Raw genomic sequence first — 25,621 nt, 5'->3', positions numbered from 1 at the left:
GAATATTCAGCTAATTCTTTAAAGTTTTCCCAATAAAAAAAGCCTATCAGAGATAAATGCTGATAGGCTTTTTTGTGGATTAAGTATTGGCTACTTGTTTATTTTCTCTGCTGCAGGGATGCCCAGGTTCATTACATAATTACCTGATTGTTGCATAAAATCGCCCATTACTTTTAGCGATTCGTCTTCAATAAAATCAAAAACATCCTGCTTGGTAACTTTATCCCCTTTTTTAATAGCAGGCAGGCCTCTTAGCGCCCTTAATTCATTCTGTCTGGCCAGTGACTTCGCTTCCTGCGCATCGCGCTCAGCTTTCAGTTTAGCCTCGTTTAAGGTTACTGAAACTTCTGCATCGCGTTTCTTAAGGTCAGCAATATCTTGTTTCAGGTATTTAAAATCCAAAGAGTTGGCCACGCGTTGCTCACTGTTTTTAATCAGTTGTGCTTTAACAGCAGCTAAATTAGCTACAGGTTTAAAGTTTGAACTGGCAATTACATCCCATGGCAAGGCAGATGGCTCAGTATCTTCTCCAATTTTATCCATAGGGTAAACTGAAGGGAAAACTATATCCGGCGTTACGCCTTTGTGTTGTGTACTGCTACCGGCAACACGGTAAAATTTAGCCATGGTTAAGTTAATCTGACCTAAATTAATATCAGCCGGGTTAGCTGAGCTAGGAGAAGTACCGATGGTTTTATCTTTGGCGATTAATCCGGCAATCCGCTGTAACATGTTAGGGTTTACCAGCTTGTTTAAATCGATAGAAGATTGAACAGTACCTTTGCCATAAGTTTGGCTACCCATTATGATGCCACGACCGTAATCCTGTATTGCACCGGCAAAAATTTCGGAGGCTGAAGCACTTAGACGGTCAACCATCACACCAAACGGACCATTCCAGGCTACACCGGCATTCTCGTCTTCATCTACCTCTATTTTACCACGTAGATCTTTAACCTGAACAACAGGGCCTTTATCAATGAATAATCCGGTTAACGAAATGGCTTCAACTAGAGAACCACCACCATTTCCACGTAAATCCATAACAATGGCATTTACTTTATCGATGTTTTTTAGTGAATCGATTAGTTTTCTAACGTCACGGGTAGTGCTTTTGTAGTTTTTATCGCCAGCATTTGCAGCTTTAAAATCTGCATAAAATGCAGGTACCGAAATGATACCAATTTTATAATCTTTACCGTTTGAGTTAATGGTTTTAACTTTTTTCTTGGCCGACTGATCTTCAAGAATGATTTTCTCTCTTACCAACTCAATAATTACCGGTTTAGACGACATTTCTTTTCCTACCGGAATTACTTTTAAACGAACTTTAGTGCCTTTAGGACCTTTAATTTTGGTTACGGTTACGTCAAGTCTCCATCCAATCACATCAACAAACTCTCCGTCGCCTTGTGCAACAGCAATAATCCTGTCGCCAGCGCTTAACTGTTTGCCTTTAAATGCTGGTCCACCAGGAATAATTTCCGAAATTTTAACTACTTCGTTTTCCAGTTGTAAACGGGCGCCTATTCCTTCAAAAGAACGTGCCATTTCTTCATTAAACTCTGTAGCCCTTGCAGGTACGAAATAATTGGTATGCGGATCGATCGACTCGGTAAAGGCATCCATCAGGATTTGGAAAACATCCTGGTTATTGGTTTTCGAGGTTTGCGATTGCAGGTTTTGGTAACGCTTGGTTAAGGTTTCTACGTTTTTGGCTTCGGTTGTACCTGCCAGATTTAAATTAACCAGCTCGTATTTAACACGTTTTTTCCAGGTATCGTTTAAAGCTGTTGAAGTAGCTGCCCAGGGCATTTTTTCGCGATCGTAAACGTAGCTGTCGGTCTGGTTAAAATCGAATTTGGTTTTAATCTGCGCCAAAGAATAAGTGAAATACTCGTTTAATCTTTTGGCGTAAACGTTATAGATATAAAACGGACCGCTTAAATCACCATTTTTAAAGTCATCATCCAGGGTATATCTGTACTTTTCAAATTCTTTAATGTCTGTAGCCAGGAAATAATTTCTTCCCGGGTCTAAAGATTTGATATACTTATCTAAAATAAGCGAGGATATAGAATCGTTGACCTGAATTTTTTTGTAATTATAGCTCTCAATTAAGTTAACAACTTCTTTAATAACGAGTTGCTGTTGCTCATCAGGTTTCACATTCGTAACACCCTCAACCATTGGCTGAGTTTTAGGTGCAGCATGACAAGCAAGTACTGCTGCAGTAAAAATTACAAAAAATATTCTTCTTAACATCTCTTTAAATGATTTAAAATCCATTTCCAATTCTATATAGCCAATATGATACCATTTTAGCAAAAAAACAAAAAAGAGACAGCATTATTACCGTCTCTTGTTAAAACTTATCAAATCTAGCTAAAAGCTTTTTATTTAACAATAACAATAGGAGAACGTTAGCGCTTATTTTTTGTTTTAAACAGGAGTTGAAATTTGACTATTTGCAGACGATAAATAGCCGGTTTAGCGCCATTTTTCCTGAAAAAATAGCTACTGAATTATGGTTCTGGTTATTTAAACGGGGTTGAAAAAGTGTTGCTTAGCCTTTTTTTGCCGCGGTTTTACTGGCAATCACATCGCGGGCATCTTTAATCTGGCTTCTGTATTGAGTGGTTTTAACAGAGTTGGCAAACCATTCGGCCGATTTTAAGTCGCGGAGGGCAAGGGTAAAATCTTTCTTTTTAATTTTAACCTGTACAATGCCGAGCATGGATTCGATATAGGAATTGTTGCTTTTGAGTTGTTTAGCCAATATGCCCTGCTGGGTGTAAAACCACATGGATTGGGTATATTTAGTATTGGCCAGGTAAACTTTGCCCAAAAGGCTGTAGGTATTCATCACTCCCACCCGGTTTCCGGTTTTGGAGTAATTTTTTAACGCCACGTTTAAGAGGATTTGTTCTGCATCTGAAAAACGGCCCAACTGGTAGTGCATATTGCTCATTTTGATCACGGCCTGGCCATAGCGGTTAAAATTCTTTACCGCGTTATACTCAAATGCTGCCTTACCAAATAGGGTTAATGCTTCATTGTAGTCGCCTTTTCGCTCTAAATCTTCTGCTTCCTCAAAAAACGAGTTGCCATCTTCCAGCTCAAATTTAGATACGGCAATATTGATTGCGTTACCTCCGTTTGGTTCCTGGATTTCCGGTTTATCGATATTCTGAGCGCGTAGTTGTACTGACGCAAAAAGGCCAATTAAAGCCAATGCAATCCTGGTCATGCAACAAAAATAATACTTTAAATTTAATTTCAGCTAAATACCTGTAAATTAACATCGAAAGATGCCCAAACCATGTAGGGATGAGAATCGCAATGGTATATTTCGCCGGTTGATGTTATGCCTACAATACCTGCAAAGCCATCAAAGGCCTTCAGTTCGGTAAAAGATTTATCGGCAGCATCTTTTAAAGAAAAGCCATCTGTAACGCGTGTTACAATTTTAGCCGCCAGCGCACCGCTTACAATATCTTCGCCTACGCCTGTGCACGAAATGCCCGCATGTGCATTGGCAAAATTGCCGGCCACAGTTGCCGAATCGCTTACCCGGCAGGGAATTTCAAAACCCTTGCCTCCTGTAGAAGTAGCGGCTGCTATATTCCCGTTTGCATCAAGAGCTACACAGCCAACGGTACCTTTGTTGTTTTTTTGATTTAGTTTGGCTTCGTATTCTGCCTGGCGTTGTGCCGTGATGGGATTAAAATATTCGAATCCGTTTTTACGGGCAAAATCCTGGGCACCCTGTCCGCTTAAAACGCGGTCATCATAAGTTAGCAGGTTTTGCGCAATTTTGATTGGATTTTTTACATCTTCAACATTAATTACGCCACTGAATTTTTCAGTTTTACCGTCCATTAAAGCCGAGCTTAACCGCACTTTCCCATCGCTCTGAATCTGCGAACCAATCCCCGCATTAAACAATTCATTATCTTCGAGTAAGGCAACGGTGTAAACTACAGTTTCCAAAGCGCTATGGTGCTGTAAATAGGCATGGCCAAGGCTAACAATTTCGGCCAAAGCATCTTGCTTTGCTTTTTTGGTTTCCTGATTGGTAGACGATTCGCTAAAAAAACCTCCGTGTATAATTAGTTTCATTTTTGTGGGATATTAAACAGGACGATTTAAGTACAAGTTAATCATTATTAGCCGAACTACGCTATTGGCGCTACTTTCGGATGTTGGATTATCAAACTGTGGTCGTTCAGGTCGTAAACATCGCCGTCGCACATAACATGTACCACCATATTCTTAATCGATACTGGCTGCCCCATTTCAACATCTGTTAAATTGGTATCGGCCATGGTACGTCCATCTACTAAAATAACCATGCCTGAGCCAATGGCTTCCATAATATGACCATCGGAAATGAAAAGGCCGGTATCTTCGCCCAGACCAATACCTAAAATACCAGGGTTACTGGCTGCTGCATATAATAAACGACCAATTCTACCTCTTTGTACAAAGTGTGTATCTACAATTACATCGTCAATAAAGCCAAGTCCGCCGGTAATTTTCACCTCACCTTTCAACAAGGCATCTTTACTGCTACCTTGATAAATCATGTTTTTAGAACTGGCTGCTGCGCCGGCCGAGGTACCCGCAATTACAACTGGTTCTGTACGGTATTTTTCGAGCAGAAGCTGATGGATTTTAGTGCCTCCAAAAATGGAAGAAAGGCGTAACTGGTCGCCACCGGTAAAAATAATTACCTCTGCTGCCTGAATACGTGCGTAGTTTTCTTCGGCATTGGCTTCTTCTCTGTTGGTGATGTTTAGCACGCCCACATTGTGCACATCTAACTGTGCGTAAGCTTTAATGTATTCTTCGCCAACCTTTTCGGGCATTAGCGATGCTGTAGTGATAATTTCAAAACGCGATTGGGTATCTTTTACCGATTCGGTTGTAATCCGCTTTAAAATTCCACGTTCAAAAAAGTTCATGTTATCGGGCAATCCAAATTGCGTTTCGGCAAAACTGCCTGTGTTAATTGCGCCGCCAATAATGATGAGTTTACCTTCCGGAACCATTTTTTGTGTGTTTGATATCAAAAACTCCAAATATATAGGCTTATGATAAAAAACACGACTTTTTTTGTCAATATTATCTAACTTATTAACAAAAGTTGAAATAAGATAACATAAAATTAACATGCTTGTGCCTAAAAATAAAACAAATACCCTTTAAAATTGATTTAACCAATGGCTGGGGCAATTCTGAGAATAAATGCATAATTTACAATCATTATTTTATGCATTAAATTAAGCAGAAATTGGCCTTCCAACAGCCTTGTTTAAATTAAAATAGCGAGCAAAACATTACATGAAGATATCAAACATACAAGTATTAAGAGGGCCAAATATTTGGTCGATTAACCGGAAAAAACTAATTCAGATGCGGTTGGATTTGGAGGACATGGAGCAGAAGCCAACCAATGTGATTGAGGGATTTAGTGAAAGGATTGAGAAATTGCTGCCCAGCATGTTCACCCACCGCTGCTCTAAAGGTGTAGAAGGGGGCTTTTTTACGCGTGTAAAAGAGGGTACGTGGATGGGGCATGTAATTGAGCACATTGCGCTGGAAATCCAGACCCTTGCGGGCATGGATACTGGTTTTGGCCGCACGCGTATGACCAAAACTGAAGGAGTTTACAACGTGGTATTCAGTTACCTGGAAGAAAAAGTAGGGGTTTATGCTGCCGAAGCTGCGGTGCGGATTGCCGAAGCACTCATTGATAACAAAGAGTACGATCTGGAGCACGATATCCGCAGGATGAGGGAAATCAGAGAACTGGAGGCATTGGGTCCAAGTACCGCATCAATCGTAGAAGAAGCTGTGAGCAGAAGCATTCCGTGGATCAGGCTGAACAAAAGTTCGCTGGTGCAGTTGGGCTACGGTAAAAACCAGGTCCGTTTTAGGGCTACTATGACTGAAAAAACGAGTAGCATAGCAGTAGATATTGCCAGTAACAAAGAAGAAACCAAGCGTTTGCTTACCGAAGCGGCTATTCCTGTTGCAGCAGGTGTAACCATTTCAAATATCGATGATTTAGAAGCTTCGGTTAAAAAAGTAGGTTTCCCTCTGGTATTTAAGCCTTTGGATGGTAACCATGGTAAAGGAGCAACCATTAATGTTAAAACCATGGAAGCGGCAATAGCTGCTTTCGAATATGCCAAAAGCTACTCGCGAAGGGTGATTATTGAAAGATTTATTACCGGATATGATTTTAGGGTATTGGTAATCGATCATAAAGTAGTAGCTGCCGCACAACGCGATCCGGCACATGTAAGAGGGAACGGAATCCATACTATTCAGGAACTGATTGATCAGGAAAATGAAGATCCGCGCCGTGGTTATGGACATGAGAATGTATTAACCGAAATTGCAGTAGACCGCGATACGCTGGATTTACTGGCCAAGAAAGATTATACTTTAACAACCATTCCGGAAAAGGGCGAGATTGTTTATTTAAAATCTACCGCTAATTTAAGTACCGGCGGTACATCAATCGATGTAACCGATATTGTACATCCACAAAATATATTTATCTGCGAAAGAATTTCGAGGGTAATTGGTCTGGATATTTGTGGAATAGACATTATGGCGCAAAACCTTACCCAGCCATTAACCGAAAATGGAGGTGTTGTGTTGGAAGTAAATGCTGCCCCTGGTTTCAGGATGCACCTGGCGCCAAGCGAAGGCTTACCCCGAAATGTGGCTGCCCCGGTAATTGATATGCTTTACCCGCAAGGTAAGTTATCGCAAATTCCGATTATTGCTGTAACCGGAACCAATGGAAAAACCACTACCACGCGGCTGATAGCACATATTATCCGCAGTAACGGAAAACGGGTAGGTTTTACCACCAGTGATGGCGTGTATGTGCATAATACCATGTTGATGAAAGGCGATACTACCGGACCAGTGAGTGCAGAGTTTATTTTGAAAGACCCGACAGTAGAGTTTGCCGTGCTGGAAACCGCCCGTGGAGGTATTTTAAGAGCTGGATTAGGCTTTAATGCCTGCGATATTGGCGTAGTAACCAATATTCAGGAAGACCACCTTGGCATTTCTGATATTCACAATCTCGACGATTTAACCCGGGTAAAAGCCGTGGTAATTGGTGCTGTAAGGCGCAAGGGCTGGGCGGTATTAAATGCCGATAATGGTTATTGCGTACGTATTGCCAAAGATGCCCGTTGTAATGTGGCTTATTTCAGCATGGATGAAAATAATCCGATAATTAAAGAACACTGTAAAAAAGGAGGCATCGCTGCTATTTACGAAAACGGATACATTACCATAAAAACCGGCGATTGGAAATTAAGGGTAGATAAAGCTTCACATATTCCGCTAACTTTTGGCGGTTCGGTAAACTTTATGATCCAGAATGTGCTTGCAGCAACGCTTGCAACCTATTTATGGGGTTATAAACCTGAAGATATCCGCCTGGCATTGGAAACTTTTATTCCTTCAGCTGCGCATACGCCGGGAAGAATGAATGTTTTCAGGTTTAAAGATTTTAAAGTGCTGGTAGATTTTGCGCACAATCCCGATGGCTTTAATGGGGTTAAAGGTTTCTTACAAGGGGTGGAGGCAACTGAACATGTAGGGATTATTTCGGCAACCGGCGACAGAAGAGATTCAGATATTATGGAAACTGCCCGGATTTCGGCACAAATGTTCGATAAAATTTACATCTGCCAGGAAAAATACCTGCGCGGACGCCAGCAGCAAGATTTAGTTGATTTACTTTTGAAAGGTATTCGCGAAGTTGATCCTAACAAAGAAGTCATTATCAATCATAAGAGTACCGAATGTTTGCAAATTGCGATTGATACAGCTAAGAAAGGTTCTTATTTAACAATTTTGAGTAATACGATTGATAACACCATTCAACGGGTTACCGAGCATCTGGATAAGGAGTTGGAAGCGTAAAATTTAAAAAGAAGCATCGTCACCCTGATCTGATAGCTATCGGATTTCTGCCCGGCTGGTCAGACGGGTATTTCAGGGTCTAATAGATGCTGAAACAAGTTCAGAATGACGGAATGATACTATAAAAAAACTCCCCTCGTTATAAACCAGGGGAGTTTTTCGTTTTTATATAAGTTATTCCATTATGCCTGTGCATCGCGCAACCTTTTTATTTCATCGTGCGAGGTTCTTAATGATGCTTTTTGATCCGAAATCAGTTCCCTGATGTTCGATGGCAGATCTTCTTCCTCTAAAGCCATTTTATAGGCGTTTTGCGCAGCATCTTCGCCAAATTCACAATTATTTAAAACAGTTTGGCGGTCGTTACCAGTAAACATGGCCTTAACATCCATCCAAACCCTGTAAATTTTACCCGAATTGGTGGTTCCGGTTTCAATATCTTCGCCTAGGGCCGATACTTCGGTAGCTAAAGCCATTTTATATTTCTGGCTTTCGCTAATCATGTTTAAAAAGAGTGATTTTAAATCTGCGTCACCATCTTTTAATTCCTTGCGACCTCTTTCATAGCCTTCAATACGGTCGTTATTAATTAAGATGAGATCGTTAAGTACTTCTGCAGTTGCTGTTGCTGTTTTCATGTTGTTATTTTTTATAGTTTTGATGTATAAAAAGAACAGGAGCCATTAAAAAAAGGTTTGTCATTTTTTAAATAGCTCACAACAAGAGGCTATAACTGCAAATATTTGCTGAAATTATTTTTTAGAGAAGTATTGCGCCAGTTTTTCTTTGACGAAACGCCTGACCCGGGTAACCATATTACCTTTCCGTTTGGCTAAAAACTTTTTTATTGATTTATAGGCTAAAGCATCTTCGGCAATTACCGTTGGAAATTCGGTAATCGGCTTAGGGTTAATAATTACATTGTAAATATCGTTTATGCCTGAGTGTACGCCGGTTCCATCATGACCAATATTGTTGACCAGGGATTGCGATGGGTTGAGCGTTAAGCCATCTTTTAAGAAAATGGAAGCATACCACCTGATGGCCCAGCTATTGTTTTTACCTTTTTTAAATTCCAGCATCTGTTTCCAGAAATTCATGGTATGATCGATCGAAAATGCTTTTCTCTTCTTTTTGTCGAATTGTTTGATCAGCAGGTTGATATCGGGTTCGAAGTTTTTCCATGCCCTTCCCCAGGTAGCCCAGCCCCAACTGGTGGCAGCGCGGTAAAAAAACGATTGTGGTAGCTTTTCGCCCTCAAGCGGGTACATGTATGCACCGATATGCATTACTTTTTCCTCGTCGCGGTAGCGAGTTAAAGCATCGTTAAAATAGGTTAAGGTATGTGGCGAAGTAACCAGGTCATCTTCAAAAACAATTACCTGATCGTATTCGGCTACCAATTGGCTTACTCCGGCAATTACCGAATTGGCTAAACCTGCATTTTCTTTCCGTTCGCTTACTTTAACCGATTTGAAACCTTTTACTTTATTGATGATAGCCCTTACTTCCCTAACTTTCTCCTCATCGTTTGGCGTTTTTGCTCCATCAGAAAAAATATACAGGTGGCTGCTGGCCGCCAGCTCATTTTGCTGCAAAAAGTTTAAGGTACGCTCGGTATGCTGCGGGCGGTTATAAACGAAAAGGGCTATGGGGGCAAGTTTGTGCATGTTTGTTTTTACTATTAAAGAAAGATCGGTTTATGTGCCTTACTCAATACTATATTTTATTCACCATATAAGGCAAGTAAGTTCCATTTAAGTTACGTGGAGACAATATTAAGCAATTGATTCATATATTTCATTCACATATGTTTTCTGCCCCTCAGTAAATATGTGTGAGCAATTGAAATTTATGATTAATCCAATCGGAATATGTAGAAGCTTCATATAAGTTAGAAGCTGGGCAACGTGAATTGGAGATACATTTTCTACGGATTTAAGTTCAACGACTAGCGAATCTTCAATTAATAAATCGCACCTTAAATTTGCATCAATTTCTAATCCCTTATAATTTATGGGAATAATGAGCTCAGATTTGAATTTAATGTTTCTTAAGTTAAGTTCATGCACCATACATTTGTGATAAGTGCCTTCTAACAGACCTGGGCCTAGTGCTTTATGTACTTCAATGGCCGCTCCATTTACCTTATAAACAAGGTCTTTTAAATAATTTTTTGTTAATAACATTCCCTTTATAAATTAAATTAACAATTAATTCGGGATGATTTTAACTTGCAATTATAGGGGTTTGGGCAAAATTTAACTAAGCTTATGTTATCTAATTATGCCTTATATGGTTAAATATATTAATTTAAACTAAAATATGTGTAGGTTATGATCTGATTTTTGCGTAAGTACGGTATAAGCATTGGCAAACTGTTCTTGTTTTTTCTTTCCCAATAAATTACCTAAAGCTTTTTTAATCCGGTATTCCAATTCTATTTTTAAATTCTTAGTAAAGGTTTTTGGTGCTTTCCGGTTGATAAACTCATTAAATTTTACAGTTTCGGTGGCAGTCATCGAAGTTTTATCAGCTAAAATCTCCAGACCTTCACTTTGTAATAAAAACCTGAGCGAAGTAGGCGTGTACATGTTAATGTGTCCGTAATCTAAAAAGTGTTTCATGCGTTTATCCACACCGAAACGATAATCTTTTGGAACTTCTACTACAATATATTTAGCAACCCGCTTTAACTCCCGGATCAGGATGCGCTCGTGTTCTACATGTTCTAAAACGTGCGCTAAAATCACCAGGTCGAAAGCATCGTCTGCGTAAGGTATTTTATATCCGTCAAAAGTTTGTGCTTCTTGCAGTTTAGAAAGCTTACGTTCTTTAATAATATCGACACCGCTTTGTGCAATTTCCAGGGCATAAAGCTTAGGCGCGAAGCTCCATTCATTTAAAAAATGTAAGATACTGCCATCTCCTGCGCCAACTTCTAAAACCTTTTGGGGTTTAATGCCTTTGCAAACATCAACAATATTTTTTGCTTTATATTTGGCTCCAAGCATGCGCCAGGCCACATCACTATTGGTATAAAAATTATCGTAGGCGGTTTTTACTTCTTCGCTCAGCATAACATGAATAAGATTAAATACCTAAACAGTTGTTTTCTTTATAAAAAACAGAAGTCGCCTTTTCGTAGAATAAGCCCGGTGAAATTCCGCTGAAACTGATTTCTTTGAAACCCTGCGCTTTTAACAGCACGCGTGCCGGATGGTAGACCTCGCGCTCGCTATCATCTAAAACCAACACGCCATTTGCCGATAATGCATCTACACTATGCTTGCAGCAATTTACGCGGTCGCGGCCATCAACAATAATAATATCGAATTTACGGTTAAGCAAGGTTGCTTTTTTAGCGTACTCGCCATCTTTCTGCAATTCGCAAAATATCATTTCGGCATTGGCCGGACTGGTGTTTTTTACATTATCATACCAGCCTTTATCATGCTCTACAGAGGTAACCGAACCTGCCCGCTCTGCATAAAATAGTGTAGAACTGCCTGATCCATACTCGAAAATATGTTGTGTTTTGTTGATCCGTTCTTTAATGAAATCGATAAAAGAATAGGTTACCCAGGGTAATGCCTTTCCGTTTCCATCTACGGCCTGTTTTTTATCAAAGGCCGTAAACCAGCCAATGCTGTTTAAGTATCCTTTATGTCCGTATGATAATAATGCCTTAAGCCTGTTTGGCTTGGCAATTAGTGTTGTTAATGCTTTAAGAGTACTCAACGTTTAAATATTTTTTGAAATGCTGTTACCAAAAGTAATGATTTTAACATCATTATACCCTGTTGCCGAAGTTTAGGGATAAATAATATAAAAAAGGCTGAAATAAAATATGCAATTACTGTTGCAATTGCTGTTCCCATCATACCCATTGAAGGAATCAGAAGCAGATTTAAAATAATATTTATAACAGCCCCTATTCCAGTTCTGATGAAGGTTAATCTGCCGAAATTTTCTGCTATAAGGTATTGTCCACTGGCTACACCTAAAAAAATAAAGGCTGAACCCCAAACATGAACAGATAAAACAGGCGCTGCATTTGCATATTCGGGTTTAAAATAACTGTAGATAAACGGAGATGCAAAAGTTATAAAAATGGCAAAGCTCAGGCTTAGCCAAACCATCAGATCATATAAATTCTGTAATCTTTTTTGATAGCGAATTTTATCATCACGTCTTGCGTTTAAGATTGCTGGAAAAAGTGATGAAACGATGGCAACGGGAACAAAATTTAATGCTTCGCTAAAATTAACCACAGTTGCATATGCTCCTGCTTCAGCTGTTCCTTTATCCCCAAGGATTTGCTTGAGCATAATTTGATCTATTTTCATATAAATAGACACCATTATACCAGAAATGATTAAAGGCCATGATAACGAACAAAGTTTTTTGGCTAATGTTTTTTCAAATTTCCAGTTCAGTATACTTCTGTTTTTTCGAGAATACGTAATGATGTATCCTATAGAAAGCAGTATCGTATCGAAAAGAAATGCAAAAAAGAAATAACTAATTGGTGAATGGGTGAAAATTAAGATAATTTTTATAGCGGCAGAAATCAGGTTTCCTATAATCTGCACTTGCATAATGTATTTTGATTTTACTTCAGATTGGAAATAGGAATCAATGACGGTAAAGGATTGAAAAACTCCAATAAAAGAAAGGAGTAAGATAAAACGGTATTGAATATCTTGCAAAGGATAAACTAGCCAGGCCAACCCAATAAGTGGGATACACATAAAGCCTGCAAATGTTTTAAGACCAAATGCAGTGCCTAAAATTTTATCTCTGTTTTGAGGAAACTGATGAAGTTCTTTTACTATAAACTGATCTAAGCCAAGTCCGGCTAATGCAGCAAACAAAAAAACATAGGCTATGGCTGTTGTTAAAATACCGTTCCCATATGCCAGTAAATAGTTTGCAACAGCTATATTGGTTAGCATTTTGATTGCCAAACTGCCAACTTTTCCAATAAGCAGCATTCCGGTATTTTTTAAATACTTTTTTAGAGCTTCCTGGTCAAAACCTTTTATGGCGGGTAATTTCATTAACGCAAAGATGTAAAAAAATGTGCGTTAAGCGCCATATTGAAAATTCAAATTGTGTAAGCGGTTATTTCCCCTCGCTTTTAGCCTCAACGGCTTTGCTTTCGGGTGTTTTGGTTTCAGCCGCTGCAGGGGCAATTACGGTTTGTGCCGGTTTGCTGTTTAAAGGAGCGCCAACGGCAATATCACAACGGTGGTTGGGTTGACCATGCGGAGGATTCATACCCTTGCCCACTTTAATGTTCGAAACTTGGGTAACTGTAGGTTGAGTGGGAGTTGTTTTTGCTACTGCAATAGGTTTAGAATCTAACGGAGCGCCCACTGCAATATCGCAGCGGTGACCAGGCTCGCCATGTTTGGGATTTAATTTTTTACCAGACGTACTGGCTACAGTTACAGCAGGCGCTGGTGCGGGTTGTGTTACAACTGCCGGTTTGGATTGCGCAGGAGCTGTTCTGTTTAATGGAGCACCGACAGCCAAAGCGCAGGTATGCCCTGCTTCGCCATGTGGCGGATTAAAAATAAGATTGCTTTTTGTACTTGCTGCCGGTGTAGCTGCTGCATTACCTTTTTGTAATCCCTGTATTCCTGCAGGCGTTGGAATCATAACCTGAGCAGGTTCTTTTTTTTCGCCCTTGCAGGCGAAACATAAAGCCATGGCTAACAGATAAAAAGCGTTCTTCATGAGGGTTGAGTGTTAAGTATTACCCAAATATGGCGAAATTAATTTAGGCCTGAAAACTCTTTTCTATTCTTTCCAGCTGTTTGAGGTGGTGCTTTAAATGAATTTCGATAAATCTTAACCATTGTTTGGCGTTTAAGTATCCTAAACGCGGGTGTTTTGTCTTGCAGGTAGCCGTTGCTAAACCCACCAAAGGATAATTGTCATCTAAAGCCTCTTCAAACTCTAGAATAAAATCGAGTGCTTCGGTTTTGCTTATTTTTTTTACCCGGTCAGCCAGTCTTTGGGGCACTTTATATTGCCTTGCCGGTGGTAGTGCACCAAGCAACAAAATGAGCCTGACGGCAAAAGCAGTGGGTTTATCTTCTCCTTTGCCTTTTGCTGCATGTTCTAAGGCGATGAGCGATAACAGGCTCGAATCAAAAATATGCGAATATACTTCGCTGTAACTCCAGCCGGCTATAGGTGGTTGCTGCTGAAAAATATCATCAGCATAAGCAGATAGTTTCGATTTATAGGCATCGACAATTTTGTGTATCGATGCCTTTATTTTTGCAGCCCTCATATCATAAAGATAAGCGAATTATTCTTTAGCAATGAAATTCAAAAAATCGTCTTTATTGGATGGAAACTTGAATGTATCGGCTAACAGGGTATAATTTTGTGTGTCGATAGTTTTTGGAAACAAAAGTTTAGCAGTTTCTAAACGCTGGTCGTCGAAAGCAAATTCTTTAAGCAGGTACTTTACTTGCTCAGTACTGAAGGTCGCATTTTTGCTGGTAGCTTTAATCAACCTCAATCTGCCATCATCGAACTTTTCTTTTTTGTACAAACTAAAAAATTGATAAAAAGCCTCAGGCGACATTAAAGTATAATTCCTTACAGAACCTCTGTCTGGCCTTGGCGAAATACCAGTGTTGTAGGGCTCGCTATAACCATAAAAATCGTCTAATGCGTATTGATTGTTGCGGAACATACTAAGTTGTTTAATTACGTTCAGTCTGTCATTATCGAAACCTACAATGAGTCGTTCCTGAGCGTTTACATTAAGCTGTTCTTTCAGGATCAATCTATTGCCCTGCATTATAGACAACATGGGTTTGGAATTGTATACATCATAAAAGCGGAACCTACCTGTGGCCGAACTTACAAGTTCATCGTCTAAATACACCGTATACTTGCCCGGTTTGGTAATTTGAAGGAATACTTCAGCTGTGCTGCGGTTGTTTTGAGCAAAACTTAGGGTAGCAAAGAGCATTGCCAGACCTAAAAAGATGGTTTTTTTCATGTTAATTAAGGTTTCATTTGTGTGTGTACTGAAACCTTGCCAAAGCAATGCCAAAATCGAATAAAAACAGTGTTAGCTTAAAAAAGTTTTAACAATTCTTCGAGATGTACAATTTGATGTTTGACATCTTCGGGCTTTTCTTTTTGTGCAGGATTGAAGAATATGGCTTCCATACCAAAGTTTAGCGCTCCATAAATATCAGCCTCAAGACTGTCGCCAATCATAATGCTTTCCGTTTTGAGTGCTTTTGCTTTATCGAGTGCATATTCGAAGATAATCGGGTTAGGCTTATTAACGCCCACATCTTCGGATATAATTACATTTTCGAAATAAGGATTCAACTTCGATAAATTCATTTTGGTTAAAGTTGTTTCTTTAAAGCCATTTGAAATGATGTGAAGTGTATATTTTTGCTGCAGATAGGCCAATACCTGTTCAGCACCTGCAAATAAATTGGTTTTGGTTGGCGAAATGCTTACATAGTCGGCTTCAAACTGTTGCGGTACGGCATCGGGATGGATGCCCAACTGGATGAAGGTTTTACTGAAGCGTTCTGCCCGTAAAAAATCTTTGGTAATTTTTCCTAAATGATAATCGGCCCACAACAAATGATTGTTTTCAGTGTAAATACTGATGAAATCGCTGCAGGATTTAATACCTAATGCCTCTAATTGGTAGGTTTGGTAAAGTTCTTTCAGGGTTTCTTCGGCATTGCGGTCAAAATCCCAGATGGTATGATCGAGATCGAAGAAGATATGTTTTTTCATTAATGTAATTGTAGTTTTTGCAAAGGTAGTTTCTATTATTGCTGGAATTATAAATAAGCGGTCATTTTTGATTGAATCTCTTCTATGAGTTCTTCGTCCATATATTGATAATCATCTGGAATATGGAGGATTACGATTTCTTTCTCCCTCGTTTCGATGGGGTAACGTTCAATGAGAATTTGTTTATGCTTTTTCTCCATTACAAAAATGGCATCAGCCCATACAATATGCTTTGCGTTTATTTTAACCCTGGCCGATGACGCTGTGCCTGCTGACCGGACTTCATGATCGGGATGATTTTTATATAGCGTTTCAGCAGTGGCACTACGCCATTTGTTTCTGCTGCATACGAAAAGAATGTTCATTTGTTTTTGTTGTGGGATTTAAAAGACCTCTGATTAAAGATCCCAGAACTAAACCTTTTCTCCATAAGCCAGGTCGCCGGCATCGCCCAAGCCAGGAACGATATAGGATTTACTGGTCATTTCTTCATCAATAGCGCCCAGCCAAAGCTTTGCTTTAGGTAAATTAGCCCTAACATGGGTAACCCCTTCAGTACTGGCTATGGCGGCAACAATATGCAGTTCGCTAATTTTATAGCGGTTAATCAATTCTTTACAACACATTACCATACTTTGGCCGGTTGCCAGCATCGGGTCGGCCATAATCAACACCCTTCCCTCCAGATCGGGGGTAGAAACATAATCCATCTGGATAATAAAATCGCCACTCTTTTTAACTTTCCGGTAGGCCGAAATGAAGCAGCATTCGGCTTTGTCAAAAATGTTAAGCAAGCCCTGCTGAAGTGGCAAGCCTGCGCGCAGGATGGTCGCCAGAACAGGCTGTTCGGCCAATACCTCACATTTAGATACACCAAGCGGAGTAGTAATTTCGGTAGCTGTATATTTAAGTGATTTACTGATCTCGTAAGCAAAAAACTCCCCAACGCGCTCCATATTTTTGCGGAAACGCATCGAATCTTTCTGGATATTTTCATCCCGAAGTTCGGCAATAAAAGTATTGGCGATAGATTGGGTTTTGCTTAGATCAAAAATCATAATGTTGGTTTTGCTGTACCCTGTTTAAAGATAGACGATAACAGGTTTCTTGCCCTAAATTTAGTGATTTTAAGCTTAAAATTTAAACTAAAATCAATTACCAGCGTAATTAAGCATCTCGTTAAATACCTTTCTTAATTTTTTATATTTTGGGTTTTCTGATAAACTTTTTAGCTGCCAACTGCTGTAAAAAGTGCCATTTACTACTTTTACTGCATCTACATATTGGTTTACCGTTTTTATTGCGGCATCGGTAGGTAAATACTTTAACACATGATCGGTTAAGCAGTAAGGATTTACGGTTAAAGGCGTAACCTTTTCGAGCTGTAAATCGTACCAGTTAAAGGGAGTACAGGTTCCGGCCCTGAAACCTGGTACATTGCTGTAACCCATAGAGTAATCGGTAGTGATGCCGGAGTTCAGGAGGTTTAAATAACAAATCGGAAATTTTAAAATTTCAAGTTGCTGGCTACTTAAAGGATGAATATTTGGCTTGATTTTCTTCAGTTTTGCCAAATCCTCTTTTATTTCGGTTATTTTATGTTTGTCGCTTGCACAAGGCCTTAACAAGCCAACAGCTTTGGCGGTGAGGGCTTTTGATACCCCATTTATGTTGCTATGGGTTAGCGGAACAGCAGGAAAATCGACAAAATAAAGTGGTTGGTTCTTTTTAGTACGGAATAAATGGTTTACCTGCGCCAAAACTTCTTCGCTTTTTATAGCTACACCGGTTAACTGATCAAATTTTGAACGGAAATAAGTATTTTCCTTTTTAAAAACCGAACTGAAAATAAATCTGGTCTTATCTAAAACACCTTTCGGCATTTTGGGTGTAATATTGAAATTTATGGTGGGTTGATGATGGAATTTTTTTTCGTGAAATTTAAAGCTGGGATACTTTTTCCGGATCATGCTTTTAATAATCAGCGCCCATTCATCGATAACCGGCCGGTTTAAAATGCGCCATTTATGCTGCTGGCTTTTAGCTGGATTAAAGTCTTCGGTAGAAACTTTTTGATGGAGATATTCTTCATATCTGCTAATGATGAAAAAAGAAGCTGCAAAAACATCAAAAGTCAATGCTGAGCCTTCTACCGCAAAGGGAACCTGGTACTCGCCAAAAAGAATACTTTTAAGTTTGATTTCTTCAAGCTTATTAGAGAAAAGCAGTGGCGTACTTTTAAAGAAAAGTTCATCACCTAAGGCTTCATTGCCATAGCTGATTTTTACCTGATCGCTTTGCAGAAAATACTGGCTATTGCCTGTAAATTCTACTTCTGTTTTCAGTATATCTTTAAAAATAAAACTGAAAATATACTTAATCCGAGGCGTTAATATGTTGGAGAAGATGATTAGGTGCATAACTTATTTTAACAACACGGATTTAAAAAAAGATAACAAGAAATATTCCTCAGCTCATATTAACTTAAATAATATAGCTATTAAAATTAATGGTAATTTAACATCTAACCATTATCTAATACAAAAATTACAATTAAAAGTTTGCCGCAAACTTCTTTTCAGGGTAGAGGATTTTGCTGCTTTTACGGGTAGCACCTTTCACAATATGTATAATACTCATTTGGTCATCAAACAGGTCGTAAAGGATCGTATTGCTCACTTCAATAGATTTTACAACTGATATTTTTTCAACTTCCAGGTAAATATTTGTGGCCTCGTGGTCTATTTCAAAGCCAATGTAATTTAAGGTTGTTGCTTTTCCATTGGCTTTAATCTGTAAGTGCGATAACAAATATTTTTTAACCAGCTCATCCATCGCCGTTTTCATGCTGGCGTTGCTGAGGTCGGTTTTTTGTTTGTATAACCTGGCTAAAATTGATTCAAAATCATCAGAAAAAATTTTACAGCTTATCTCGAGCGTTTTGTCTTTTGCATTAAAGTTTACTTCGGTAGTACTTACGTGTAAAGGGTGCCTTACGCCTGCCTCGACAGCAAAAAAGGTACAACACAAGAGCAGCACAACAAATTTTAATTTACGCATGGGTATATTTTTGACTATAACGCAAAGTTAAAAGATAAATTGGCTACTTATTAAATGTAATCAAGGTGTTATGTCCGTTGCGTTCTACCTGCAGGCTTTTAAAATCTAAACGGGCAAATATTTTGCTTAGTTTCTGATGTGAAGGATGTACGTGTGTAAGTTTGATATTAAAGGTTTCATTAATCCAGTAACTGAGCCTGATCAGTATTTTTTTTAATCCGCTTTCTTTTGCCAGCTCTTCCTGCAGAAATATCTCATTGTTAACTACAATAAAGCCAAAGCCATCTTTTTTAACCAGGTTGTAAATGCGGGTAGCAAACTGATTGTCGTTGATGCAGTAATACCAGCAGATCCGGTTAAAAATCATATCGTATTTCCCCTCTGCTTCTTCGAGGTAGCCCAGCGAAAAATTTAGGACTATACTTTCATCATTAGCCTTATTTCTGGCAATTTCCAGATAATTGCGGCTGATGTCGTGCCAGGTAACTTTAGCCCCTTTTTTCGCAAATTCAATGCTGTACTGGCCCGGGCCTGCGCCTAAATCCAATATGCTTTTATCCCGTAAATCGGCTACCTGCGTATTAATTGCATCTACAAGGCTGCTATCTACCTTGCTGTATTCGTTGGCAGCATATTTTTCTGCAAAGGCTTTTGGAACGGGATCAAAGCCGCTTTGCGGCTTTTGAAAGTAATATTTAAGCCTTAGCATAATACCATATTAAATAAGTTCAGTTACCTTGTACCAATATACCTTGTTAACCTTGTATAATGAAACAACAATTTAGTTTACAACTGTAAACACAGGTGTTTCTTAAAGCAAAATGGTTTAAAAACGGTAACAAATTTGGGATTTATCGTTTTCTGTACCTGATATTTGGTGTTTTTGTAATTAAAAGCATAATTTTAGTCTTTATAAACTATTTTTAATTGAGATAGTTAGCTTACTATTCATGCCGTTACAAGATTTTATCTTTTATTTTAAACTGGGTTGGGAACACATTATTAGTATTGATGCGCTGGATCATCAGCTTTTTGTTTTGGCGCTCGTTGCCATTTACAGTTACAAAAACCTGAAGCAGGTACTGATACTGGTTACCGCTTTTACCATTGGTCATTCGCTAACTTTGCTTTTAAGTGTTTTAGATTACATCAGGTTTGATAGTAAGTGGGTTGAGTTTTTAATCCCCTGTACCATTGTAATTACTGCTGTCAGTAATATGTTCAGGAAGAACTTTTCTTTGAAATCGGTTAAAATTAACTACTCCCTGGCGTTAGGTTTTGGGCTAATACATGGAATGGGTTTTGCCAACTCGATCAGGATGATGCTGGCCAAAGACCAGAACATTGGCTGGGGGCTCTTTGGCTTTAACGTTGGCCTGGAAGCAGGACAAATTTTTGTGGTGATGATTGTTTTACTCATTACCTTTTTAATTTTTAACTATACCCGCATCAAGCGATTGAGCTGGGTTTTATTTATATCAGCAGCCGTATTTAGCCTGGCTTTAAAAATGGCTTTAGAACGAATTCCATTTTAACTAACATCATAATGAATAAACTGTTTACTTTAACAGGCCTGCTACTTTTTTCGGGTAGCTTAGCTTTTGCCCAAAATACTCAGAATAACCCTGGCAGTAACCACGGCAATAAATTCGAGCAATTGGGAACCATTTTACCAACACCGAATGAGCAACGTACTGCGAGTGGTGCACCTGGAGTTAAATATTGGCAGCAACGTGCCGATTATAACATTAAATGCGAACTGGATGAGAAAAATCTGTTACTTACCGGCTCTGAAACCATTACTTATACCAATAACTCACCCGACCCCCTAACCTACATCTGGTTACAGCTTGATGAGAACGAGCACAGCACCGATAAAAATGCCAATTATCAGGATGCTACCAAAATGCCAGCTATCGGTACTATCCAAAATTTAGACCAGCTAAGTTCAAAAGCAAACAACGGCTATGGTATTAACATTACGAAGTTAACCGATGCTACCGGTAAAAACTTAAAATATACCGTTAACAAAACCATGATGCGCGTGGATTTGCCTGTAGCGTTAAGAACCGGGCAGAAACTGATATTTAACATCGACTGGAATTATAAAATTACGGATCGCATGTCAGTTGGTGGCCGTGGAGGTTATGAATATTTCCCAACTGATGGAAACTACCTGTTTACCATGACCCAATGGTATCCACGCTTATGTGTGTATAGCGATTTTCAGGGATGGCAAAACCACCAGTTTACCGGCAGAGGCGAGTTTGCCTTAACCTTTGGCGATTTTAAGGTACAAATGACTGTTCCGGCCGATCACCTGGTAGGTTCAACAGGCGAGTGTATCAACTACAGTGCTGTTTTAAATCCTACGCAGTTAAGCCGCTATAATACAGCTAAAACAGCTGCAGCTCCAGTTGAAATTCAAACTTTAGCTGAGGCAAAAGCTGCTGAAGCTAAAAAATCGACAGCTAAAAAGACCTGGGTTTTCAATGCAAACAATGTGCGCGATTTCGCCTGGACTTCTTCACGTAAGTTTATCTGGGATGCCATGCCACAAAAAATACAGGCCAATAACAATACTGTTATGTGTATGAGCTTTTATGGAAAAGAAGCTTATAACCTGTATAGCAAATTTTCTACACGTGCAGTAGCCCATACCATTAAAACCTATTCTGATTTTACCATTCCTTATCCATATCCTGTTGCTCAGAGTATTGAGGCCGCTAACGGAATGGAATATCCGATGATTTGTTTCAACTATGGCCGTACCGATGCAGACGGAACTTATAGTGAAAGCACTAAAAATGGGATGTTGGGTGTAATCATCCACGAAGTTGGCCACAACTTTTTCCCAATGATAGTAAACAGCGATGAGCGTCAGTGGACCTGGATGGATGAAGGCTTAAATTCTTTTGTAGAGTATTTAACCGAAGAGCTTTGGGACAATAAATTCCCGAGTAAAAAAGGTCCGGCATATACTATTGTTGATTATATGAAATTACCAAAGGATGAGCTGGAGCCGATTATGACCAACTCTGAAAATATTGCACGTTTTGGTCCGAATGCCTATTCAAAACCGGCCACTGGATTAAATATTCTTCGTGAAACCATTATGGGCAGAGAATTGTTCGACTACGCATTTAAAGAATATGCCAGAAGATGGGCTTTTAAACACCCTGAACCTGCCGATCTTTTCCGTACCATGGAAGATGCCAGTGGCGAAGATCTGGATTGGTTTTGGAGAGGCTGGTTTTACGGAACTGACCCATGCGATATTGCTTTAGACAGTGTGAAATTTGCAAAAGCCGATTTCCCTAAAGAGGTGCCTGCTGCAAGATCGAGAATGGTTAAAATTGATAAACCTGCTGTAAATGCTTTTGAGGATATTTCGAAAATCAGAAACCGCGAAGACAAGAAAATCAGCTTCTATGTAGATAAAAATACAGCAGCTCAGGATTTTTATTATAAATACGATAGAGGAATGGTGAACATTGATACAACAGTAGCAACCAAAATGGAAGGCAGTATGCCTTTAGATGTGGTACCGGCAGCTGAGCAGGATAAGTATGAAAATAAATTCCTCTATGAGTTAAGTTTCAGTAATAAGGGCGGTTTGGTTATGCCAATCATTGTTGAGTTTACCTATAAAGATGGTACCAAAGAAATCGACCGCATTCCGGCGCAAATCTGGAGACATAATGAACTAAAAACGTCTAAGTTTTATGTAAAGGATAAAGAAGTAGCTTCTATTTTAGTTGATCCGTTACGCGAAACGGCCGATATTGATACCAGTAACAATAGCTGGGGAGGTAAAGCTAAGGAAAGTAAGTTTAAAGCTTACAAAGCAAAAGCTGGTGGTGCCGTTAGGGGCCAGTCGGTTGGCAAAAACCCAATGCAGCAAGCTGCAAGTAAATAATAAAAATCCCCGTTGAGTTTCAGCGGGGATTTTTTGTTAACCTAGTAAATCAAAAGTTTAACTTTCGATTTACTAGGTTGTATGCTGTTTATATGCTTTAGGAGTACTTTGTGAAAAAGCATAGATTTTTTTCGGCCCTGATCTCAGGCAATTTTTTAATCCATTCACACAAAATTACTTTTTGATGGTTGAATAAAGCATGCTAAATTGTTTAGCATCATAAAATTTCAGTAAATTTGGTTACCGATGAAATTTAAAATCACCTCAGAATATAAACCTACCGGAGATCAACCTAGTGCTATTAAACAATTGGTTGATGGCGTAAACGCCAATGAACATTACCAAACTTTATTGGGGGTAACCGGATCAGGAAAAACTTTTACCGTAGCCAATGTAATTGAGCAAACTCAAAAGCCAACATTGATTTTAAGCCACAATAAAACACTGGCTGCGCAACTATATGGCGAGTTTAAGAATTTCTTTCCCGAAAATTCTGTTAATTACTTTGTTTCCTACTACGATTATTACCAGCCAGAGGCCTTTATTGCTTCCAGCAACACTTATATCGAAAAAGATCTGAGTATTAACGAAGAGATTGAGAAATTGCGTTTACGTACCACATCATCTTTAATGAGTGGCAGGCGTGATATTATCGTTGTTTCGTCTATTTCTTGTATTTATGGTATGGGTAATCCTGAAGATTTCTCTAAAATGGTTTTCCGTTTTGGTGTTGGATTGAGGATTTCGCGGAATGCCTTTTTACACAGTTTGGTAGAAATTTTATACTCACGTACTACCACCGATTTTAAACGCGGTACCTTCAGGGTTAAGGGAGATACTGTTGATGTTTTCCCGGCCTACCTCGACCATGCCTACCGCATTTCTTTTTTTGGCGATGACATTGAAGAGCTTTCAACCATAGATCCCGTTTCGGGCAAAACTTTAGAAAAGTTGGAAGATATGGCCATTTATCCGGCCAACCTTTTCGTTACGCCTAAAGATCGTTTCAACTCTTCTATTTGGGGCATTCAGGAAGAATTGGAGGTTAGAAAAAACCAGTTAATTGCCGACAGGCATTTGCTTGAGGCCAAGCGTTTAGAAGAACGAACCAATTTCGATATTGAAATGATGAAAGAGCTGGGTTATTGCTCTGGTATTGAAAACTACTCACGCTTCTTCGATGGCCGTCAGCCAGGTATGCGCCCATTCTGTTTACTGGATTATTTCCCGGATGATTATTTAATGGTGATTGATGAAAGCCATGTTACTGTACCGCAAATCAGGGCCATGTATGGCGGAGATAGGTCGCGTAAGCTTTCGCTCGTAGAATATGGTTTTCGTTTACCAGCCGCTTTGGATAACAGGCCATTAAATTTTAACGAATTTGAAGCATTGGCTCCGCAAACCATTTATGTAAGTGCTACACCTGCTGAGTACGAACTCGAAAAATCGGAAGGGGTAGTCATTGAGCAGGTAATCAGGCCGACAGGTTTATTAGATCCGGTAATTGAAATCAGACCTGCCATTAACCAGGTAGATGATTTGCTGGATGAGATAGACCTGACCATAAAAGATGGCGGCCGTATTCTGGTGACTACTCTAACTAAAAGGATGGCAGAAGAGCTAACCAAATACCTGGATCGTTTAAACATTAAAACGCGGTACATCCACTCTGAAATTAAGACTTTGGAACGTGTGGAAATCCTGCGTGGTTTGCGTTTGGGCGAGTTTGACGTATTGGTGGGAATTAACCTTTTGCGTGAAGGTTTGGATTTACCAGAAGTAACATTAGTGGCTATTTTAGATGCCGATAAAGAAGGTTTCTTACGTTCAGAAAAGTCACTAATCCAAACCATAGGTCGTGCTGCACGTAACGATAGAGGTCGCGTAATTATGTATGCCGATGGGATGACCGAAAGTATGGAGAAAACCATCGATGAAACCAATCGCCGTCGGGAGAAACAAATTGCATATAATCTAGAACATGGTATTACACCAAAAACCGTGGGTAAATCGCGCGAAGCCATTTTAGAACAGACTTCTGTACTTGATTTCTCGCAAAAAGCAAGCGATAATAAAGCCAGGGCTTACATCGAAAATGCTGAAATCAGTATTGCTGCTGATCCGATTGTTCAGTACATGGGCAAAGGAGAAATGCAGCGCGCCATTGATAATACCCGTAAAGACATGCAGAAGGCTGCCAAAGAGATGGACTTTTTACAAGCTGCAAAACTGCGAGATGAAATGTTTGCGCTGGAGAAAATGTTTAACGAGAAGTTTGCTAAGGCCTAGTAATCACATCAAAATGAGTAAAACAGACATCATATCGATACCAGATGAGGTAGTTATGAACAAGATATGGATTGTTCGTGATCAAAAAATGATGTTGGATAGAGACCTTGCAGAACTGTATGGAGTTAAAGCAATTCGGTTAAGAGAGCAAGTGAAACGTAATAAGCAGCGGTTCCCTGAAAATTTCATGATACAATTGACAGAAGAGGAAGTAGAAGAGATGGTATCGCAAAATGCGATACCATCGAAGCAGGTGCTTGGAGGCGCTTTACCATATGCTTTTACTGAACATGGGGTGTTAATGTTGTCAAATGTATTGAAGAGTGAAAAGGCAATACAGATGAGCATACGCATCATAGAAATTTTTGTAAAGCTGAGGGAGGCAATAGCGCAGTATAAAGATGCGGCTTTGCTTTTTGAACAGGTAGAAAAGAAACTGATCAAGCAGGATGAAAAAATAGAATTACTTTTTGCCTATTTGAGTAAATTTATAGAAAAAGACGACACTCCTCGTAAACCAATAGGCTTTAAAAGAAAAGGTGAAGCATAAAAGATAAAGCTATCGCTTATGCCGGGGTCAAAATAGATTAA

24 protein-coding genes are annotated in these 25,621 nt (G+C 39.3%); 5 read left to right on the top strand and 19 right to left on the bottom strand.

Features of this window, described 5'->3' with window-relative positions; genetic code table 11:
- Window positions 1–90: 90 nt before the first annotated feature.
- From OC25_RS11510 to OC25_RS11495, 4 genes are all read right to left on the bottom strand, one after another.
- Complete coding sequence (locus tag OC25_RS11510; protein ID WP_245221972.1) at window positions 91–2,265, bottom strand: carboxy terminal-processing peptidase; 2,175 nt, start codon at window positions 2,263–2,265, stop codon at window positions 91–93.
- A 301-nt stretch (window positions 2,266–2,566) separates the two neighbouring features.
- A complete protein-coding gene (locus OC25_RS11505; protein ID WP_039475998.1) occupies window positions 2,567–3,250 on the bottom strand; it encodes a hypothetical protein in 684 nt (227 codons plus the stop codon).
- 29 nt (window positions 3,251–3,279) lie between these two features.
- Entirely contained in the window at window positions 3,280–4,122 is an 843-nt protein-coding gene (locus OC25_RS11500; protein WP_039475997.1) for an isoaspartyl peptidase/L-asparaginase, read from the bottom strand.
- 56 nt (window positions 4,123–4,178) lie between these two features.
- A complete protein-coding gene (locus OC25_RS11495) occupies window positions 4,179–5,054 on the bottom strand; it encodes a cyanophycinase (protein WP_039476044.1) in 876 nt (291 codons plus the stop codon).
- 292 nt (window positions 5,055–5,346) lie between these two features.
- Between OC25_RS11495 and cphA the strand changes: the two genes are divergently transcribed.
- A complete protein-coding gene (gene cphA / locus OC25_RS11490) occupies window positions 5,347–7,962 on the top strand; it encodes a cyanophycin synthetase (RefSeq protein ID WP_039475995.1) in 2,616 nt (871 codons plus the stop codon).
- 182 nt (window positions 7,963–8,144) lie between these two features.
- Here the strand turns inward: cphA and OC25_RS11485 are convergent, their stop codons facing one another.
- The 15 genes from OC25_RS11485 to OC25_RS11415 form a co-directional block, all read right to left on the bottom strand.
- Window positions 8,145–8,600, bottom strand: a complete 456-nt coding sequence (locus OC25_RS11485; RefSeq protein ID WP_039475992.1) for a PA2169 family four-helix-bundle protein — start codon at window positions 8,598–8,600, stop codon at window positions 8,145–8,147.
- 114 nt (window positions 8,601–8,714) lie between these two features.
- Window positions 8,715–9,632, bottom strand: coding sequence for a glycosyltransferase (locus OC25_RS11480; protein WP_039475989.1), 918 nt, complete (start codon window positions 9,630–9,632; stop codon window positions 8,715–8,717).
- Window positions 9,633–9,740: 108 nt separating this feature from the next.
- Window positions 9,741–10,151 (bottom strand): GxxExxY protein, encoded by a 411-nt coding sequence (locus tag OC25_RS11475; RefSeq protein WP_039475986.1) that lies wholly within the window; start codon window positions 10,149–10,151, stop codon window positions 9,741–9,743.
- 129 nt (window positions 10,152–10,280) lie between these two features.
- Window positions 10,281–11,042, bottom strand: coding sequence for a class I SAM-dependent methyltransferase (locus tag OC25_RS11470; RefSeq protein ID WP_039475983.1), 762 nt, complete (start codon window positions 11,040–11,042; stop codon window positions 10,281–10,283).
- A 13-nt stretch (window positions 11,043–11,055) separates the two neighbouring features.
- Window positions 11,056–11,703 (bottom strand): class I SAM-dependent methyltransferase, encoded by a 648-nt coding sequence (locus tag OC25_RS11465; RefSeq protein WP_039475980.1) that lies wholly within the window; start codon window positions 11,701–11,703, stop codon window positions 11,056–11,058.
- Entirely contained in the window at window positions 11,700–13,025 is a 1,326-nt protein-coding gene (locus tag OC25_RS11460; protein ID WP_039475977.1) for a flippase, read from the bottom strand. The genes OC25_RS11465 and OC25_RS11460 overlap by 4 nt, the downstream gene beginning before the upstream one ends.
- 64 nt (window positions 13,026–13,089) lie before the next feature.
- Window positions 13,090–13,707, bottom strand: coding sequence for a hypothetical protein (locus OC25_RS26895; RefSeq protein ID WP_052266153.1), 618 nt, complete (start codon window positions 13,705–13,707; stop codon window positions 13,090–13,092).
- A gap of 43 nt (window positions 13,708–13,750) precedes the next feature.
- Window positions 13,751–14,269, bottom strand: coding sequence for a DUF1569 domain-containing protein (locus OC25_RS26890; protein ID WP_052266152.1), 519 nt, complete (start codon window positions 14,267–14,269; stop codon window positions 13,751–13,753).
- 18 nt (window positions 14,270–14,287) lie between these two features.
- The gene (locus tag OC25_RS11445; protein WP_156131458.1) at window positions 14,288–14,992 is read right to left on the bottom strand and encodes a proline and serine-rich protein 1 family protein; all 705 of its coding nucleotides are present in this window, start codon (window positions 14,990–14,992) and stop codon (window positions 14,288–14,290) included.
- Between the two features lie 77 nt (window positions 14,993–15,069).
- The gene (locus OC25_RS11440) at window positions 15,070–15,759 is read right to left on the bottom strand and encodes a YjjG family noncanonical pyrimidine nucleotidase (RefSeq protein WP_039475972.1); all 690 of its coding nucleotides are present in this window, start codon (window positions 15,757–15,759) and stop codon (window positions 15,070–15,072) included.
- A 47-nt stretch (window positions 15,760–15,806) separates the two neighbouring features.
- Window positions 15,807–16,124: a low molecular weight protein tyrosine phosphatase family protein gene (locus tag OC25_RS11435; RefSeq protein WP_039475969.1), complete on the bottom strand. Its 318-nt coding sequence runs from the start codon at window positions 16,122–16,124 to the stop codon at window positions 15,807–15,809.
- A gap of 48 nt (window positions 16,125–16,172) precedes the next feature.
- Window positions 16,173–16,817 (bottom strand): uracil phosphoribosyltransferase, encoded by a 645-nt coding sequence (upp, locus tag OC25_RS11430; protein WP_039475966.1) that lies wholly within the window; start codon window positions 16,815–16,817, stop codon window positions 16,173–16,175.
- A gap of 93 nt (window positions 16,818–16,910) precedes the next feature.
- Window positions 16,911–18,179 carry a DUF7033 domain-containing protein gene (locus tag OC25_RS11425; RefSeq protein ID WP_039475964.1) on the bottom strand — a complete coding sequence of 423 codons (1,269 nt, stop codon included), beginning with the start codon at window positions 18,177–18,179 and terminating at the stop codon, window positions 16,911–16,913.
- 133 nt (window positions 18,180–18,312) lie between these two features.
- Entirely contained in the window at window positions 18,313–18,819 is a 507-nt protein-coding gene (locus OC25_RS11420) for a DUF6702 family protein (RefSeq protein WP_039475962.1), read from the bottom strand.
- Window positions 18,820–18,862: 43 nt separating this feature from the next.
- Window positions 18,863–19,528: a class I SAM-dependent methyltransferase gene (locus OC25_RS11415; protein ID WP_039475959.1), complete on the bottom strand. Its 666-nt coding sequence runs from the start codon at window positions 19,526–19,528 to the stop codon at window positions 18,863–18,865.
- A gap of 241 nt (window positions 19,529–19,769) precedes the next feature.
- Here OC25_RS11415 and OC25_RS11410 point away from each other — a divergent pair, with 241 nt between their 5' ends.
- The 4 genes from OC25_RS11410 to OC25_RS11395 all read left to right on the top strand — a co-directional run bounded on the left by OC25_RS11410 (window position 19,770) and on the right by OC25_RS11395 (window position 25,580).
- On the top strand, window positions 19,770–20,354 hold the full coding sequence (locus tag OC25_RS11410) for a HupE/UreJ family protein (RefSeq protein ID WP_039475955.1): 585 nt from the start codon (window positions 19,770–19,772) through the stop codon (window positions 20,352–20,354).
- A gap of 11 nt (window positions 20,355–20,365) precedes the next feature.
- Window positions 20,366–22,738, top strand: a complete 2,373-nt coding sequence (locus OC25_RS11405) for a M1 family metallopeptidase (RefSeq protein ID WP_039475953.1) — start codon at window positions 20,366–20,368, stop codon at window positions 22,736–22,738.
- Window positions 22,739–22,984: 246 nt separating this feature from the next.
- A complete protein-coding gene (gene uvrB / locus OC25_RS11400; RefSeq protein WP_039475951.1) occupies window positions 22,985–25,030 on the top strand; it encodes an excinuclease ABC subunit UvrB in 2,046 nt (681 codons plus the stop codon).
- A gap of 13 nt (window positions 25,031–25,043) precedes the next feature.
- Entirely contained in the window at window positions 25,044–25,580 is a 537-nt protein-coding gene (locus OC25_RS11395) for an ORF6N domain-containing protein (protein ID WP_039475950.1), read from the top strand.
- The last annotated feature ends 41 nt before the right edge of the window (window positions 25,581–25,621 follow it).

It is taken from the genome of Pedobacter kyungheensis, assembly GCF_000812965.1.
Classification (GTDB): domain Bacteria; phylum Bacteroidota; class Bacteroidia; order Sphingobacteriales; family Sphingobacteriaceae; genus Pedobacter; species Pedobacter kyungheensis.
Note: the sequence above shows the minus strand (reverse complement) of the source record. Positions and strands in the feature narration are given on the sequence as shown.